The following is a 15,321-nucleotide window of genomic DNA, read 5'->3' as shown; positions in this document are numbered from 1 at the left end:
ACGCCATTGTCGCGAGCCGCCCGTCGGCCCATTGTGGGACAAATGCTGAACCGCTGGGCGATCCCGTCTCAGGCGGACGTCTTTGCGGCAGCCCGGCGCGCGCGGCGTGGTGGCGCGGCACTGCAGTCGCCGCAGCGGCCGTACAGCGTGAGTTCGTGCCGCTCGACCATGAAGCCGGCCGGCGCCAGTTTCTGCATGTCGCCCGGGCAGGCGTGCACGTCGAACACGCGCTGGCAGACGCTGCAGCTGAAGTGGTGGTGATGGTGGTGGCCTGCCACCTCGAAGCGCGGCGCCTCGCCGGGCAGCTCGACGGACTGGATCTCGCCGGCGTCGGCCAGTTGCTTGAGGTTGCGGTAGACGGTGGCCATGCCCAGCGCCGGCACCTCCCGTTGCGCGGCAGCCAGGATCTCGCCGGGCAGCAAGGGGCGGCCGGCCGCCTCCAGCGCCTGGCGGATCGCATCGCGTTGCCGGCTCGCGCGCTCCATCGCTCAGCTGCCCTGGTACTTCACCACGCGCTCGACCTGCATCACATAGCTGGCCACGCCCATGGACGAGGCGGCGCGCTCGATCTGCAGCGTGCCGCTGGCCCACACGGCGTCCATGGTGCGCAGGCCCTTGAACGGCTTGGCGGCGCGGCCCAGCACGATCTGGTTGGACGGCGGCGGCGGCGTGTGGATGCAGGCACCGAAGTACGGCACCAGCAGGAACTCTCGGATGCCGTCCTTGCCCTCCTCCAGCGGCACCAGGTAGCCGGGCAGCTTGACCGAGCGGCCGGCCATGGTCGGCACGGTGGGCGCGTTGTCCCAGATCTTGCGCAGCTCGTCGAGCATCTCCTGCGCGCGCGGGTCGGTGTCGCTCAGGCCGGCCAGGCCAGGCTGGTCGCGCATGCTCTTGGCCGGGTCCCATCCCTGGGGCACGAGGTCGGTCCAGGCGATTTCGTTGAACGGCGCAGCCAGGGCCGGCAGCGGCAGGGCCAGGGCCGCGCCCATGGCCAGCCAGGTGCGGCGCGTGGGCCGGGCGAGGGAAATGGATGTGTGCGACATGGTCAGATTCTCGGAGAAAGTCCATCGGACAGCGACAAGCGGTAGGCGCGCCAGCCCGGCAGCACGCTGGCCAGCAGCCCGGTGGCCAGCAGCGCGCCCAGTAGCGCCCATTGGAAAGCCGTGGGCGCGGCCAGCTGCAGCGTGAGGCCGATGGCCGATTGCAGCCAGGGCGCAGCCGCCACTGTCACGGCCACGAGCGCCACCACGCCCAGTACCATGCCGGCCAGCGTGACCCACAGGCCTTCAAACGCGAGCAGCGCCAGCACATGCCAGGGGCTGGCGCCCACGCTGCGCAGCACGGCCAGCTCGCGCCGCCGTTCGTTGAGCCCGGCCAGCACCACGGCCATGAGGCCCGCCATGCTGACCAGCGCGACCAAGCCTGACATCAGCAGCAGCGCCTGCTCGCCCGGGCCGATCACGCTCCACAGCTCGTCCATCGCCACGCCGGGCAGGATGGCCATCAGCGGCTCGTCGCGGTAGCCGTTGACCCAGCGCTGCGCCGAGAACACGGCGGCCCGGCTCTTGAGCCCCACCAGCGCGGCCGTGACGGCCTTGGGCTGCAGCTGCGCGGCTGTCAGCGCATCGACCGCGGTGCGCTGGCCCGGCATGGGCATGCCACCGATCCAGTCCACATGTAGCGCCTCGATGGCCTCCAGGCTCACGAGCACGCTGCGGTCCATGGGCGTGCCGGTGCGCGCCAGCACGCCGACGACCTGGAAGGGCTTGTCGGCGTGGTCGGCCACCTGCAGCTCGCCGCCGCCGTGCGACAGCGTGATGCGCGTGCCCAGGCCATAGCCCAGGCGCTGGGCCACCTCGGCGCCCAGCACGGCGTCGAACAACTGGCCGAAGGGCTTGCCGGCCTGGAACTGCAGCGGCTGGCGCTCGCCATGCCGGAAGCGCTCGAACAGCTCGGCGCTCGTGCCCATGACCGGGAAGCCGCGGTGCGCATCGCCCAGCGACAGCGGCACGACCCAGGCCACCGAGGGCTGCTGGCGCAGCGCCTGCACGCTGGACCAGCGGATGTTGTTGCTGGCCGCGCCCACATGAAACACCGCGTACAGCAGCAGTTGCACCGAGCCCGTGCGCGCGCCGACGATGAGGTCGGTGCCCGACACGGCCGACGAGAAGCTGTCGCGCACGTCGCCGCGGATGCGGTCCACACCCAGCAGCATGAAGGTGGACAGCGCGATCGACACCAGCGTCAGGCTCAGGGTGAAGCGACGGTTCCAGGCGCTGCGCAGCGCCAGCGTCAGCAAAAAGGCCCTCATGCAACGGACTCCGCCACGCCGGCGGCGCGGTTGATCTGCGGCAGCGCCACCTGGCGCGCGAAGCGCTCGGCGATGCGCCGGTCGTGGCTCACGAACACCAGCGCGCTGCGGGCCTGGGCGCAGGCGTCCAGCAGCAGGTCGACGAAGGCATTGCGCAGGTCTTCGTCCAGCGCCGAGGTCGGCTCGTCGGCGATCACCAGCGCGGGCGCGCCGATCAGCGCGCGCGCCGCGGCCACGCGCTGCTGCTGGCCCACCGACAGCGTGCCCGGCGTGCGCTGCCACAGCGCCGGCGCCAGGCCCATCGCAGCCAGCCAGCGCTCGGCCTCGTGCTCGGCCGAGCCGGCCGACGCCGCAGCCGCCGCGCGCCGCGTGGCCGAGAAGCGGCACGGCAGCAGCACGTTGTCGCGCACGCTGAGGTAAGGCAGCAGGTTGAACTGCTGGAAGATGTAGCCCACGTGCTCCACGCGCCAGCGGTCGCGGCCGGCGCGGCCCAGGCGCTGCCAGTCGCGACCGGCCAGCACCACCTGGCCCTGCTGCGGCAGCAGCACGCCGGCCAGCAGCGCAAGCAGGCTGCTCTTGCCGCAGCCGCTGGGGCCGTGCACGAACACGGTCTCGCCCGGCGCCACGTCGAAGGCCGCGATGTCCAGGCAGTCGCTGCGGCTGCCGGGCCAGGCGAAGCGCAGGCCCTTCACGGACAGGACCGGCTCGCTCACTGGGCCGAGCCGTCCAGCGGCAGCCGGCTGGCCGCCCGGCGCAGGCTCACGCGCGACTGGCCCTTGGCCGTGGCGACCTGCGCATCCACGCTGCGCACGCCCTTGAAGGCGTCGAACAGCTTCACATCGATGAAGCGCGCCGCCGCGGCCTTGTCGCAGGCGAAGGTGACCGTCATGTCCAGGTCGGCATGCTCGGGCGCGGCCTCGTCCTTGGCCGGCGCCGGCGCGCTGCCCAGGCCCAGCACGGCGGACGCGATCTGCACATCGCCCAGCTTGCAGCCGCCGGCCGGGTCGAGCACGAACAGCTTGTCGGCGAGCTTGAGCTGCTCGAGCAGCGCCGTCACGCGGCCGCGCTCGGCCACCGAACGCGGCGCGCGCTCGAAGCCCACCAGGTCGTGCAGCGGCGCGTCGAGCCGCACCGTGATGTCCTGGGCGTCGACCGCGACATCCAGCGACAGCTGGCCGTGGCTGTGGGCATGGCCCTGGGCCATGGCTGGCGCGGCGGCAGCGAGCAGCGACAGCGCGAGGCCGGCGAAAAACGAACGGTGCATGCAATGACTCCTGATGGGTGGGCGCGACGATCGCGCGCCGGGTTGGTCCGCCAGCGCGGCGCAGAGTTCCAGCTACTTGAAGGCGGGGGCCGACGTGTGCGCATGGTCATGGTCCTTGTCGTGGCCATGGTCATCGTGGGCGTCCGTGCCCTGGGCGGCGCCGTGCGCGTGGCCTGCATGCCCATGGTCGTGCTCGCCATGCGCGAGCTGGCTCACCACCGTCACCACCGCGATGCCGACCACCAGCCAGGCCACCTGCGCCGCAGTCTGGCGCTTGGTCATGCGCACCTGCAGCTGCGGGATCAAATCGGCCAGCGCCACATACACGAAGCTGCTGCCGGCCGCCACGAGGAAGTACGGCAGCCACTCGGCAAGCTGGCCCGTCAACCACCAGCCCATGAGCCCACCCAGCGAGGTCACGAGGCCAGCCAGGCTCAGCTTGACCAGTGCCGCCTGCGGCGCGCGCTCGGCAGCGTCCAGCACCACCAGGTCGCCGATGTGGTGCGGCACCTCGTGCGCCAGCACGGCCAGCGCCGCGACCACGCCCAGCGCCGGGTCGGCCGTGAAGGCGGCCGCGATCACGATGCCGTCGCCGAAGCAGTGCAGGCTGTCGCCCGCCAGCACGGCCCAGGCGCCGCCGCGGCGCGTGGCGTGGGCATGCCCGTGGTGGTGGTGGCCGTGGTCGTGCGCATCGCCATGGGCATGCGGATGCGCATGCTCGTGGCCGTGGTGCCACAGCTCCACCTTGTCGAGCAGGAAGAACACGACCAGCCCGCCCAGAAGCACGGCGAACAGGGCTGCGGGCCTGGCGCCGCTCTCGAAGGCCTCGGGCAGCAGGTGCATGAAGGCCGTGGCCAGCAGCGCGCCGGCCGCTAGGCTCAGCAGGTAGCGGCGGTCGGCGATCAGCTTCGGGCCGCGCGTGGCCAGCCGCAGCACCAGCGCGGCGAGCCACACGCTGCCGACGCCGGCCACCAGGGTGGCGATCAGGATGCCAAGCAGGTTCATGGAGATGCGAGATCAGAAAGAAGCGAGGGCAGCCCCGGACAAGGCCACCCTGATGCCTCTAATGATAACGCATGCTCACTATTGGCAGCGCCGGTCTACATCAGCCCGTCGGCCTTGAACATGGTCTTGATGCCGCGCACCGCCTGGCGGATGCGGGCCTCGTTCTCGATGAGCGCAAAGCGCACATGCTCGTCGCCGTGGTCGCCGAAGCCGATGCCGGGCGACACGCTGACCTTGGCGTTGTCCAGCAGCTGCCTGGTGAACTCCAGCGAGCCCAGCTTGCGGTAAGGCTCCGGAATGCGCGCCCAGATGTACATCGAGGCCTTGGGGCAGTCGACCTGCCAGCCCGCCTCGATCAGCCCCTTGTAGAGCACGTCGCGCCGGCGCTGGTACTGCAGGGCGATGTCCTTCACGCACTGCTGGTCGCCCTCCAGCGCGGCGATGGCCGCCACCTGCAGCGGCGTGAAGGTGCCGTAGTCGTGGTAGCTCTTGATGCGCGCCAGCGCTGCCACGAGGTCGGCGTTGCCCACCATGAAGCCGATGCGCCAGCCCGCCATGTTGTAGCTCTTGGACAGCGTGAAGAACTCCACTGCGATGTCGCGCGCGCCCTTCACCTGCATGATGGACGGCGCCTTCCAGCCGTCGAACACGATGTCGGCATAGGCCAGGTCGTGCACCACGAAGATGTCGTGCTTCTTGGCCAGCGCCACCACGCGCTCGAAGAAGTCCAGCTCCACGCACTGCGCCGTGGGGTTGGACGGAAAGCCCAGCACGATCATCTTGGGCTTGGGGTAGCTGCCGCGGATCGCCTTCTCCAACTCGCCGAAGAAGTCGATGTCGGGCGCCATGGGCACCGAGCGGATGTCGGCGCCCGCGATCACGGCGCCGTAGATGTGGATGGGGTAGCTCGGGTCGGGCACGAGCACGGTGTCGCCGCGGTCGAGCGTGGCCAGCATCAGGTGCGCCAGCCCCTCCTTGGAGCCGATGGTCACGATGGCCTCGCTGTCGGCGTCGAACGCGACGCCGTAGCGGTCCTGGTACCAGTGGCAGATCGCGCGGCGCAGCCGCGGGATGCCCTTGCTGGCCGAATAGCCGTGCGTGTCGGGTCGCTGCGCGGCCTCGACCAGCTTGGCCACGATGTGCGGCGGCGTGGCGCCGTCGGGGTTGCCCATGCTCATGTCGATCACGTCGACGCCCGCGCGCCGCGCCGCCAGCTTGCGCTCGGCCGTGATGTTGAACACGTAGGGGGGAAGGCGGTCGATGCGCGCGAAACGGCGCTTGCCTGCAGCAGATGCTGACATCGTTGAACTCTCACGTAAGCGCCCGGAACCGTCCGAGCGACGTGGCCGGCAATGGGGCCGGCCCGGGGCGATGCTAGCGCAGTGGCGCCGCGCAACAGCCTCTCGCCAACCCGAGGTTCTCGGGCCACGACGCCGACATTCCTAGAATCGCGCGGCGCGACGTTGCGCATCTCCGATTAGAAAGAAGTATCCCGACATGGCAACTGCCAAGAAAACTGCTCCCGTGAAGAAGGCCTCCACCGCCAAGACGGCGGCGCCCGCGAAGAAGGCCGCTCCCGCCAAGAAGGCTGCACCCGTGAAGGCCGCGCCCGCAGCGCTCAAGCCCATCAAGACCGCGTTCAACAAGACCTCGCTGCAGGCGCACCTGGCCGAGCTGTCGGGCGCCGAGCCCAAGACGGTCAAGGCCGTGCTGACCGCACTCGAAGCCACCATGGTCGCCTCGCTGCACAAGAAGGGCCTGGGCGAGTTCACGCTGCCCGGCCTGCTCAAGGTCACGTCGCAGGCCATCCCCGCGAAGAAGAAGCGCCGCGGCATCGACCCCTTCACCAAGGTCGAGCGCGAGTTCGCCGCCAAGCCCGCCACCGTGCGTGTGAAGGTGCGTTCGCTCAAGAAGCTGAAGGACGCGGCGCTGTAACGCCCGCCCCCGGTGCTGCCGTCCATGATGGCAGCACCCACCGGCCGCGGTCACGCACCGCCGCGCCGGTAGGCCCCCGGCGCACTGCCGGTCCAGCCTTTGAACGCACGCTGGAACGCTGCGCTGTTCGCAGACCCCATTCATTCGCGAGTGCCGCCAGCGGCACCGCACTGGTGTGCAGCGGCGCCAAGATTCCTACTTTCAATTCCTATTTGCGAGGCCGCCATGCTCGTTACCGAGAAGAGACAGGTCACCATCCCCAAGCACATCCGGACAGCCGCGGGCGTTACGCCAGGCAGCGAGGTGGCCTCGGCGCCGACGAGATCATGCAGTTCATCAGGGGCGACGAGCCCCCGCAAGGCCCCCGTACGCCGTGGCCGCCGCTAGCCTGGCCCGTTACGACGGCACGGCCGGCACGCTGGTCGATGCGAACATCTGGATCGACTGCATCGATACCAACAGCCCGTGGCACGACTGGGGCCGTGGAGCAATGCAGGCATGCAGCGAGCGATCGCCACTGCACATCAACATCGTCATCTACACAAAACTGCTGATCCCTGGCCTCGGCGCATGGCACACGCTGTTCGATGTGTACGAGACGCTGCGCCCTGGAAGTCCGCGTCACTGGTCGCTGCGGCGTATGGGGTGTACCGGCGCCAGGGCGGATCGAGACAGAAGCCGCTGCCGGACTTCTTCATTGGCGCGCATGCCGCCGTGGCAAACCTGAGCGTGCTGACGCGGGACCCGAAGCCGTACAAGAGCTACGTCGCGCGTCTGTCGGTTGTCGCGCCCTGAACTGACTTGCCGTAGAAGAGTTCAACGCGCCGGCCCAGGTCGTCATCCGCGATCATCTGACCTGATCGATCCCTGCGTCGGCCCCAGGTACCGGGTTGCCATTTCGGCAAAGATGCACCCGTGGCGAGTTGCCACGGCCAGGCATGCGGCGCCGGACAATACCTGCACGGCGACGGTTGCCAAGCGCATACCCAAACGGCCGTCAGTGTGGCTACTCTGAGCCATACCATGACCGACTGGACACTCTGGCTCTACCTGCTCGGCTTGCCGGCAACGATGTTGGCCGCCGTCACGCTGCTGGGCCGGCGCTACCGGCGAGCCGTCCAGGCCTCGATGATGCGACGCGGCGCCTCGGTTGCGGTCCCCGCACCGGCTCCTGTGCAGCCGCTTCGCGCCGACACGCGGCCCCTGCTGCGCATCGAGACGCTGGCCGCTGACGACCACCCCACGCTGCAGGGCGAAGCCGCGATCGCGTTTGAACACGCGCTGCACGCCACGCGCCGCTACGAGCGTTGCTTCCTGCTGGCCGGCGGCATGTTCTGGGCTGCGATGGTGGCGCTTCAGGTGCTCTCGGTCCCGGCCAACGCGCACGCCACCAGCCTGTGGCTGTGGGCCCTGTGGGCGGCGCTGCCCGGCGCGGTCGTGTTGGTCAGCGCAGTGGCCCGCTCATGGCGCAGCCGGCTGCGGGCCGCGGCGGCCTATGGCGTGGTCCTCCTCGTGTCGGTGGGGGCGCTGGCCTGGCACTTCGGTGATGTCCCGCGGGCGCTGGGCGCAGCCGCGTCGCTCGCCAGCCTGTACCTGCCACCGGCCGTCGCCGTGCTGCTGCTGATGCAGGCGCGCTTGCGGGCGCTGGTCGTCGCCGTGGTGCCGGTGCTGCTGTTCCTGGCGGTCGGAGGCGCTGCCGTCATGTGGGCGATGGGCGCCGGCATCCTTCCGCCCGACCTGGATCAGCTCAAGCCCAGGACCGACATGCGCTGGCCGGCCCCCGTCATGTACGGTCTGGGCCTGGCTGTGGTGCCGCTGGGCGCCTGGCTTTTTCTGCGCATCATGCGCGGCCATCGCAAGCCCGAAGCCATCGGGGCACTGGCGGCCATCGGCATCGCCGGAGCCGCCATCGACAACTGGACACAACCCGGCTTCCCGCTCGGGCCACTCGCCAACGCCCTGCCCAGCGCCGTTTTGCAGTGCTTCGTGGTCTGGCTCCTGTTCAAGACGACCGTGGCCACCGAAGGCCGAGGCTGGATGTCGACACAGGCACTGCAGTTCCATCTGTGCTGGGCTGTGCTGGCGCTCTATGCCATGTGGCTGCTGGAGCCGAGCTCACGCGTCGCGGCCTGGGTCGCCATGGTGGCTTACGCTGCCTTGCTGTTCGGCTTGCTGCGCCGGGCCCGCATGTCGCAACAAAGCCATGCGCCCAAGCGACTGCTGTTCCTTCGGGTGTTCGGCAACACGAACAGGAGCGAGCGCGTGATGGACACCTTGGACGACACGTGGCGACGCATCGGCCGCGTGGACCTCATCGCCGGGACCGACCTGGCGACCCGCACGCTCGGCTCCTGGATGCTGGAGTGCTTCCTGCTGCAGCGGGTCGACGCCGAGTTCCTGCGCTCGGCCACGGACGTTGAACGCCGTTTGTCCCGGCTTCGGACGCGGCTCGAAGGCGACCTGCGGTTCCCGGTGAACGAGGTGTTCTGCTACGCCGACACGTGGTCGTTGGCGGTGATGCAGCTGGCGCAGGGATCGGACGCCGTGCTGCTCGACCTGCGCGGCTTCCAGCGCGACAACCTGGGCTGCGCGTTCGAGCTGACGCACCTGGTCTGGCAGGTGCCGCTGGACCGGGTCGTCGTGCTGTGCGACGGCACGACGGACATGGCGGCCCTGCGGGCGGTGGCCGATGCCGCCTGGGCTGGCTTGCCTGGCAGTTCGCCGAATGCGTCGACGGCAGAGCCGGTGCTCGCGGTGCTGCGCATCGGCAGCGCAGCCGCGCTCGATCCGGTGGCGAGAGCGTTGTTCCGGGTTGCGTTTTCGGTGGCGTAAAGGGCTGGCGCGACCGCCGCCGTGAGATCGCCAGCGACTGCACGATGGCTTTTCCTGCATCGCTCTGCGGGGCGCATCCGTGGCCTCGTTACGAAACGAACGTGCCGGCAACCTTCGACTGGGCATGCGCAAGCCGGCGGCCTGCGGCTTCTCAAAACTCGCCGTGCGATCGGCTGGACGCCGTACCCAGCGACCTGGTCATCAAATCGGATGATGACGACACACGTGTGGGGGCGGACGATCCGTCGCGGCTGTGCTCTGGCGCAAAGCGGACGGGCCGTGTTCAATTTCGAGGAGGATGTCATGACGATGAACGAAAGCGCAGAATATCCGTGGGCAGCGGAACCATACCGTTGGCTGTGCATCTCGCAATTTGTAGCGAATGCGGGCTTCACGAAATTTCGGTTGCCTGATCCACGCAAATACAACACCCGCGCCGAAATTGCCGATATGAAAGGCCTCTTTGCCCAACGGGCAGCGAGGCTAGATGCCATCAAGGCGCAAGCCACCGACATCATTTCTCCTTTTCAAGCCGTAGTCCCGTTCACGAAAGATCGACACACGAACGTTCATGAACTGGCGACCATGCTCAAGGAACTTGGTCGGTACCTCGTCATGTACTACAAGGACGTGTTTGAACGCCCTCGTCCCGACAGCGTCGATTCCAGCGTTGCGCCCGTCATCCCCGTGCCCGGGCATCCTGCTTACCCGAGCGGCCATTCATTGCAGTCCCACCTGATCGCGCATGGTTTGACCTCTCTATTTCCGAATGCGCAGAAGGCAATATTCGCTGTAGCACAGGAGATCGCCTTCAACAGGCAGGTCGCGGGGGTGCACTACGAAAGTGACACGACTGCTGGTAAAGACCTCGCCAGTCAAGCTTGGCCGATCATCTCGGATTCTGGGCAATGCCCAGCCATCGCGAAGATCATGCTGCGGGCTCGTCAGGAATTGCTCGACGATCCGGTGTAGATCCACGGCTCAGCGCCACCGGCCAACCAACCTGGCGACGAATTTGAAGCCGTGGCCCAGCCTCAAGAGTTGACCATGTGCCCAAAGTCAAGCTGTCGGGATGCAAAGGTGAACACTCAGCTTGCCAACCTTCCCGAGACAGCTGCGAAGATTGTGAGTTTCCCTCGCCGTCTGTTCGCCATCATGGCAGTCGATGTCGCCGGCTACAGCAAGCTCGTCGAACTTGACGAGCCGGGCACGCTCGAAGCCTGGCACCGGCTGCGCTGCGAAGTACTGGAGGCTTCGGTGTCCGAACACCGCGGCACGGTACTGGAGCGGCGCGGCGACGGTCTGCTGATCACGTTCGACAGCGCCGTCCATGCGGTCCAGTGTGCGGCTGACCTCCAGGCGAAATTTGCGGGCAGCGCGACACGCTCCACCGGGCCCTCCATCCAGTTGCGGATCGGCATCCATCTGGGCGATGTGCCGCTGGTGGCTGGCACGCAGTTCGAAGGGCATGGCGTGAACGTGGCATTCCGCCTGGAAACCCTGTCGCCGGTCGGCGGTGTGCTGGTCTCCAAACCAGTCCGCGACGAAGCCGAGCGCTTGCTGCCCTTCCGGTTCGAAGATCTGGGGCCGCACCGGCTGAAGAATCTCGCCCGTCCCGTGCACGTGTTTCGACTCAGAACCACGCCCGGGCGAGTCGTCCATGCTGGACTGAATTCGTGTGTCGCGTCCAACGAATATCTGAAGCATCGGATTGCGATCGTGCGCATCAGATCGGCCGCAGCGGGGGCAGATCTCGAACCCATCGGCGAGAGCATCGTGGCAGAACTGACGTCTGCGCTGTCGCGCGCCCATGACCTGCGCGTCTGCTCCACGGCGGAGCTGCGCGATGCTCCCAGCAGTCCCGCGGATGTCTGGTCGCTTCTCAAAGGTCTGGACGCCCAGTACGGCATCAGCGGCGTTGCGCGGCGCAGCGACGGACGCATCCGCGTGACGATGGAAATCTTCGAATCGGGAACGCTCAGCATCATCTGGGCAGAGACGTTCGAAGGGCACTTCGACGACCCGTTCGGCCTGGAGGACAAGATCGTGCGCGGCGTGACACGCGTTATCCAGTCAGTCATCCAAGGCGCCGAGCGGGCCCGAGTGGTGCAACGGCCTTTCGACGAACTGGAACCCAAGGACTGCATTGTCCGAGCCATGCCCCTGATCCAGAAACTCACCACGAGGGAGTTCCTGTCCGCGCCGACCTTCCTTCGCCGAGCGTACAAATTGAATCCAGCTTGCGCAGACGCGTATGCATGGCACGCCTGGTGGTATTTGCTCAAGGTAGGCCAGGGCATGTCGCCCAACCCCGCAGCCGATACGGCTGCTGCCAGTCGGTTGATTGACAAGGCCCTGGATCACGATCCTGGAAATCCTCTCGCGTTGACGATCTCGGGACATGTGACCGGCTTTTTGCTCCGTGACAGCAAACTCGCCATGGACCTAATGGGTCGGGCTCTCCACAAAAATCCCGCATCGATGCTTGGATGGAGTGTCATGGGCTTGGCGCAGTGCTACAGCGGGCACCCCGAAGCAGCGCTGAAGAGCAGCCGTCTGGCGCTGAAAGTCGGCTCGACCGATCCGCACGCCAACATGTATGTTTGTGCATCACTGACGCTGGCGAACCTGCTCGGGCGAAGGTTCGACAGCGCGGTGCAGTGGGGGCAACGGATGTTGCAGGTCAACCCGAACTTCACTGCCGGGCATCGCATGCTCATCACGGCTCTTGTGCATGGCGGTCGAGAGCAGGAGGCCTGCACCTTGGCCGCAAGAATGCTGCGTGCAGAGCCAACGTTTCGAATTGCTCGCTTCGAGGGCTCTTATGCGGTGCAGAAGCGGGCAGACCTCGCGCTGTTCTTGCGCGCGTTCGAACGCACGCAGCTCCCTGCGTAGCGCACGCACGACCTGCGCCGCCGACAGACAGCAGATCGTCAGTTGCGTGTGGCTTCAACGCGGCAGCAGGCGCGCAGGCCATGACTAGCGCTGTGTGGCAGAGCCGCCCTGCACAGCCATGCGTCGGCCTTCGCTATCGCGCGTGCGTGGTGGTCAATCCCGAAGCGGGTCGGCTCAGGTCACCAGGCAAACGCGAACGCGGGCCGTGACACGAACTGGCAGAGCACCCCCTCAAATCGCCACCAGCTGCCGAATCCCCTTCTCCTGCATCTCACTCCCCGGCCCACGCGCGATGAACACGCCACGCTCCATCACCAGGTACTCGTCCGCCAGTTCCTCGGCGAAGTCGTAGTACTGCTCCACCAGCAGGATGGCCATGTCGCCGCAGTCGGCCAGCATGCGGATCACGCGGCCGATGTCCTTGATGATGCTGGGCTGGATGCCTTCGGTGGGCTCGTCCAGGATCAAGAGCTTGGGCTTGGGCGCCAGGGCGCGCGCGATGGCCAGTTGCTGCTGCTGGCCGCCCGAGAGGTCGCCGCCTCGGCGGTTCAGCATCTGCTTCAGGACCGGGAACAGCTCGTACAGTTCGGCCGGCACGGGCGTGCTGCCGCTCTTGTAGGCCAGGCCCATGCGCAGGTTTTCCTCGACCGTGAGGCGCGCGAAGATCTCGCGGCCCTGGGGCACGAAGCCGATGCCGGCGCGCGCGCGTTCGTAGGGCGTGGTGCGCTCGATGGACTTGCCGTCGAACTGGATGCTGCCGGTCTTGATGGGCACCAGGCCCATCAGCGACTTGAGCAGCGTGGTCTTGCCCACGCCGTTGCGGCCCAGCAGCACGGTGACCTTGCCGAGCTCGGCCTTGAGGCTCACGTCGCGCAGGATGTGCGAGCCGCCGTAGTACTGGTTGACGTTGTTGACATTCAGCATGGAAGAGCCCTCACCCTAGCCCTCTCCCGCTCGCGGGAGAGGGAACAAGAAAATTCAGCGGCCAAGGTACACCTCGATCACACGCTCATCGGCCTGCACCTCGTCCAGCGTGCCCTGCGCCAGCACCGCGCCGTCGCACAGCACGGTGACGATCTCCGAGATGGTGCGGATGAAGCTCATATCGTGCTCCACCACCATCAGCGAATGCTTGCCCTTGAGCGTGAGGAACAGCTCGGCCGTGCGTGCAGTTTCCTCATCCGTCATGCCGGCCACGGGCTCGTCGAGCAGCAGCAACTTCGGGTCCTGCATCAGCAGCATGCCGATCTCCAGCCACTGCTTCTGGCCGTGGCTGAGATTGCCCGACATGCGGCGCACGCTGTCGGCCAGGTGAATCGTGTGCAGGATCTCGGCCAGCCGGTCGCTCTGCGCCGAGTCGAGCCGGTGCAGCATCGAGGGCTTCACGCGCTTGTCGGTCTTGAGCGCCAGCTCCAGGTTCTCGAACACCGTGAGCTGCTCGAACACCGTGGGCTTCTGGAACTTGCGGCCGATGCCCAGCTGAGCGATCTCGGGCTCGTTGTGGCGCAACAGGTCGATGGTGCTGCCGAAGAACACCGTGCCTTTGTCGGGCCGGGTCTTGCCAGTGATGATGTCCATCATCGTGGTCTTGCCGGCGCCGTTGGGGCCGATGATGCAGCGCAGCTCGCCGGGGGCGATGTCCAGGGAGAGGCCATTGATGGCCTTGAAGCCGTCGAACGAGCGGTGCACGTCTTCCAGGTACAGGATGCGGCCGTGCGTGACGTCGACCTCGCCCGGCACCGCGATGCGCGAGAAGCCGGCCTCGCGGCCGCCCGATTCGGTCTTGCCCTGCTCGGGCGCCATGGTGCGCGACAGGCGCCGCGCGCCCTCTTCCATCAGGTCCGGCGTCATGCGCGCTCTCCCGTCTTGCCACGGGCCGCGATCTTGCGGATCAGGCCCACCACGCCCTGCGGCAGCCACAGCGTGACGCCGATGAAGATCGCGCCCAGGAAGTACAGCCAGTACTCGGGGAACGCGACCGTGAACCAGCTCTTGGCGCCGTTGACGATGAAGGCACCCAGAATGGGGCCGATCAGCGTGGCGCGCCCGCCCACGGCGGCCCAGATGGCGATCTCGATGGAGTTGGGCGGGCTCATCTCGCCGGGGTTGATGATGCCGACCTGCGGCACGTACAGCGCGCCGGCCACGCCGCACATCATGGCCGAGATGGTCCAGATGGTGAGCTTGTAGGCCACCGGGTTGTAGCCCGAGAACATCACGCGCGTTTCCGCGTCGCGGATGGCCTGCAGCACGCGGCCGAACTTGCTCTGCACCAGCCAGCGCGCGAACAGGAAGAAGCCCAGCAGCACCAGCCCCGTGGTCACGAACAGGATCATGCGCATGTGGGGCGTGGCGATCGGCACGTCGAGGATGCGCTTGAAGTCGGTGAAGCCGTTGTTGCCGCCAAAGCCCGTCTCGTTGCGGAAGAACAGCAGCATGGCCGCGAACGTCATCGCCTGCGTGATGATGGAGAAGTACACGCCCTTGATGCGCGAGCGGAACGCGAAGAAGCCGAACACGAAGGCCAGCAGGCCCGGCACCGCCACCACCAGGATCATCTGGGCGACGAAGGAGCCGCTGAAGGTCCAGTGCCAGGGCAGTTCCTTCCAGTCCAGGAAGACCATGAAGTCCGGCAGCTCGCTCTTGTAGTTGCCGTCCAGCCCGATCTGGCGCATGAGGTACATGCCCATCATGTAGCCGCCCAGCGCGAAGAACAGCCCATGGCCCAGCGACAGGATGCCGGTGTAGCCCCAGATCAGGTCCATGGCCAGCGCGGCGATGGCAAAGCACATGATCTTGCCGACCAGGGCAACCGCGTAGTCGCTCATGTGCAGCGGGCTGCCGGCGGGCACGACCAGGTTCATGAGCGGCGCCACGGCGCAGATCACGATCAGCGCCACCAGGAAGCCGGCCCAGCCCTTGCCGCTCAGCAGCGGGGGCCGCTGCGGCAGGTTGGCGCGCGCCGCGGCGCCGGAGACACCGGCGGGCCGCTCGATGCGCTCCGGTGGTGCCACGGCCACTTCGGCACCGGCCTCGGCGGCCATGGCTTTTTCGAGGGAGGAAGTCGATGTGTCCATGG

General features: G+C 67.6%; 16 protein-coding genes. 6 read left to right on the top strand and 10 right to left on the bottom strand.

The genetic code is table 11. From position 1 onward, the window contains the following. Positions 1–68: 68 nt before the first annotated feature. From ASF43_RS14535 to alaC, 7 genes are all read right to left on the bottom strand, one after another. Positions 69–485 (bottom strand): transcriptional repressor, encoded by a 417-nt coding sequence (locus tag ASF43_RS14535; protein ID WP_056182247.1) that lies wholly within the window; start codon positions 483–485, stop codon positions 69–71. A 3-nt stretch (positions 486–488) separates the two neighbouring features. Further along, the gene (locus ASF43_RS14530) at positions 489–1,043 is read right to left on the bottom strand and encodes a DUF3299 domain-containing protein (RefSeq protein ID WP_056182244.1); all 555 of its coding nucleotides are present in this window, start codon (positions 1,041–1,043) and stop codon (positions 489–491) included. Positions 1,044–1,045: 2 nt separating this feature from the next. Further along, a complete protein-coding gene (locus ASF43_RS14525) occupies positions 1,046–2,311 on the bottom strand; it encodes an ABC transporter permease (protein WP_056182242.1) in 1,266 nt (421 codons plus the stop codon). After that, entirely contained in the window at positions 2,308–3,024 is a 717-nt protein-coding gene (locus ASF43_RS14520; RefSeq protein ID WP_056182240.1) for an ATP-binding cassette domain-containing protein, read from the bottom strand. Before ASF43_RS14520 ends, ASF43_RS14525 begins: the two co-directional genes overlap by 4 nt. Further along, positions 3,021–3,575, bottom strand: coding sequence for a DUF2796 domain-containing protein (locus ASF43_RS14515; protein WP_056182238.1), 555 nt, complete (start codon positions 3,573–3,575; stop codon positions 3,021–3,023). The genes ASF43_RS14520 and ASF43_RS14515 overlap by 4 nt, the downstream gene beginning before the upstream one ends. Before the next feature lie 72 nt (positions 3,576–3,647). Further along, positions 3,648–4,580, bottom strand: a complete 933-nt coding sequence (locus tag ASF43_RS14510) for a ZIP family metal transporter (RefSeq protein ID WP_056182235.1) — start codon at positions 4,578–4,580, stop codon at positions 3,648–3,650. 95 nt (positions 4,581–4,675) lie between these two features. Next, complete coding sequence (alaC, locus tag ASF43_RS14505; protein ID WP_056182233.1) at positions 4,676–5,881, bottom strand: alanine transaminase; 1,206 nt, start codon at positions 5,879–5,881, stop codon at positions 4,676–4,678. Positions 5,882–6,077: 196 nt separating this feature from the next. Here alaC and ASF43_RS14500 point away from each other — a divergent pair, with 196 nt between their 5' ends. The 6 genes from ASF43_RS14500 to ASF43_RS14485 all read left to right on the top strand — a co-directional run bounded on the left by ASF43_RS14500 (position 6,078) and on the right by ASF43_RS14485 (position 12,242). Continuing rightward, a complete protein-coding gene (locus tag ASF43_RS14500; protein WP_056182230.1) occupies positions 6,078–6,515 on the top strand; it encodes an HU family DNA-binding protein in 438 nt (145 codons plus the stop codon). Positions 6,516–6,740: 225 nt separating this feature from the next. Continuing rightward, positions 6,741–6,902 carry an AbrB/MazE/SpoVT family DNA-binding domain-containing protein gene (locus ASF43_RS32280; protein WP_369803265.1) on the top strand — a complete coding sequence of 54 codons (162 nt, stop codon included), beginning with the start codon at positions 6,741–6,743 and terminating at the stop codon, positions 6,900–6,902. Then, on the top strand, positions 6,889–7,242 hold the full coding sequence (locus tag ASF43_RS29865) for a hypothetical protein (protein ID WP_200932531.1): 354 nt from the start codon (positions 6,889–6,891) through the stop codon (positions 7,240–7,242). The genes ASF43_RS32280 and ASF43_RS29865 overlap by 14 nt, the downstream gene beginning before the upstream one ends. 188 nt (positions 7,243–7,430) lie before the next feature. Next, on the top strand, positions 7,431–9,347 hold the full coding sequence (locus ASF43_RS14495; RefSeq protein WP_156373313.1) for a hypothetical protein: 1,917 nt from the start codon (positions 7,431–7,433) through the stop codon (positions 9,345–9,347). A 303-nt stretch (positions 9,348–9,650) separates the two neighbouring features. Continuing rightward, positions 9,651–10,319, top strand: coding sequence for a phosphatase PAP2 family protein (locus ASF43_RS29860; RefSeq protein ID WP_162241806.1), 669 nt, complete (start codon positions 9,651–9,653; stop codon positions 10,317–10,319). A 108-nt stretch (positions 10,320–10,427) separates the two neighbouring features. Further along, positions 10,428–12,242, top strand: a complete 1,815-nt coding sequence (locus tag ASF43_RS14485) for an adenylate/guanylate cyclase domain-containing protein (RefSeq protein ID WP_056182221.1) — start codon at positions 10,428–10,430, stop codon at positions 12,240–12,242. Positions 12,243–12,473: 231 nt separating this feature from the next. On the opposite strand, the gene urtE is transcribed toward ASF43_RS14485, so the two are convergent. The 3 genes from urtE to urtC are packed head-to-tail and all read right to left on the bottom strand — an operon-like array spanning position 12,474 to position 15,319. Continuing rightward, positions 12,474–13,166, bottom strand: a complete 693-nt coding sequence (urtE, locus tag ASF43_RS14480; RefSeq protein ID WP_056182218.1) for an urea ABC transporter ATP-binding subunit UrtE — start codon at positions 13,164–13,166, stop codon at positions 12,474–12,476. Between the two features lie 54 nt (positions 13,167–13,220). Beyond that, positions 13,221–14,093: an urea ABC transporter ATP-binding protein UrtD gene (gene urtD, locus ASF43_RS14475; RefSeq protein WP_056182214.1), complete on the bottom strand. Its 873-nt coding sequence runs from the start codon at positions 14,091–14,093 to the stop codon at positions 13,221–13,223. Further along, positions 14,090–15,319: an urea ABC transporter permease subunit UrtC gene (gene urtC, locus ASF43_RS14470; protein ID WP_235578253.1), complete on the bottom strand. Its 1,230-nt coding sequence runs from the start codon at positions 15,317–15,319 to the stop codon at positions 14,090–14,092. The genes urtD and urtC overlap by 4 nt, the downstream gene beginning before the upstream one ends. Between the last annotated feature and the right edge of the window lie 2 nt (positions 15,320–15,321).

Source organism: Pseudorhodoferax sp. Leaf267 (assembly GCF_001422405.1).
In the GTDB taxonomy this organism is placed as follows: domain Bacteria; phylum Pseudomonadota; class Gammaproteobacteria; order Burkholderiales; family Burkholderiaceae_C; genus Pseudorhodoferax.
Note: the sequence above shows the minus strand (reverse complement) of the source record. Positions and strands in the feature narration are given on the sequence as shown.

What these genes read in the sequence shown, in the direction of transcription:
- ASF43_RS14535 (WP_056182247.1), bottom strand. Translation starts at nt 485, where the DNA reads ATGGAGCGCGCGAGCCGGCAACGCGATGCGATCCGCCAGGCGCTGGAG.
- ASF43_RS14530 (WP_056182244.1), bottom strand. Translation starts at nt 1,043, where the DNA reads ATGTCGCACACATCCATTTCCCTCGCCCGGCCCACGCGCCGCACCTGG.
- ASF43_RS14525 (WP_056182242.1), bottom strand. Translation starts at nt 2,311, where the DNA reads ATGAGGGCCTTTTTGCTGACGCTGGCGCTGCGCAGCGCCTGGAACCGT.
- ASF43_RS14515 (WP_056182238.1), bottom strand. Translation starts at nt 3,575, where the DNA reads ATGCACCGTTCGTTTTTCGCCGGCCTCGCGCTGTCGCTGCTCGCTGCC.
- ASF43_RS14510 (WP_056182235.1), bottom strand. Translation starts at nt 4,580, where the DNA reads ATGAACCTGCTTGGCATCCTGATCGCCACCCTGGTGGCCGGCGTCGGC.
- alaC (WP_056182233.1), bottom strand. Translation starts at nt 5,881, where the DNA reads ATGTCAGCATCTGCTGCAGGCAAGCGCCGTTTCGCGCGCATCGACCGC.
- ASF43_RS14500 (WP_056182230.1), top strand. Translation starts at nt 6,078, where the DNA reads ATGGCAACTGCCAAGAAAACTGCTCCCGTGAAGAAGGCCTCCACCGCC.
- ASF43_RS32280 (WP_369803265.1), top strand. Translation starts at nt 6,741, where the DNA reads ATGCTCGTTACCGAGAAGAGACAGGTCACCATCCCCAAGCACATCCGG.
- ASF43_RS29860 (WP_162241806.1), top strand. Translation starts at nt 9,651, where the DNA reads ATGACGATGAACGAAAGCGCAGAATATCCGTGGGCAGCGGAACCATAC.
- urtE (WP_056182218.1), bottom strand. Translation starts at nt 13,166, where the DNA reads ATGCTGAATGTCAACAACGTCAACCAGTACTACGGCGGCTCGCACATC.
- urtD (WP_056182214.1), bottom strand. Translation starts at nt 14,093, where the DNA reads ATGACGCCGGACCTGATGGAAGAGGGCGCGCGGCGCCTGTCGCGCACC.
- urtC (WP_235578253.1), bottom strand. Translation starts at nt 15,319, where the DNA reads ATGGACACATCGACTTCCTCCCTCGAAAAAGCCATGGCCGCCGAGGCC.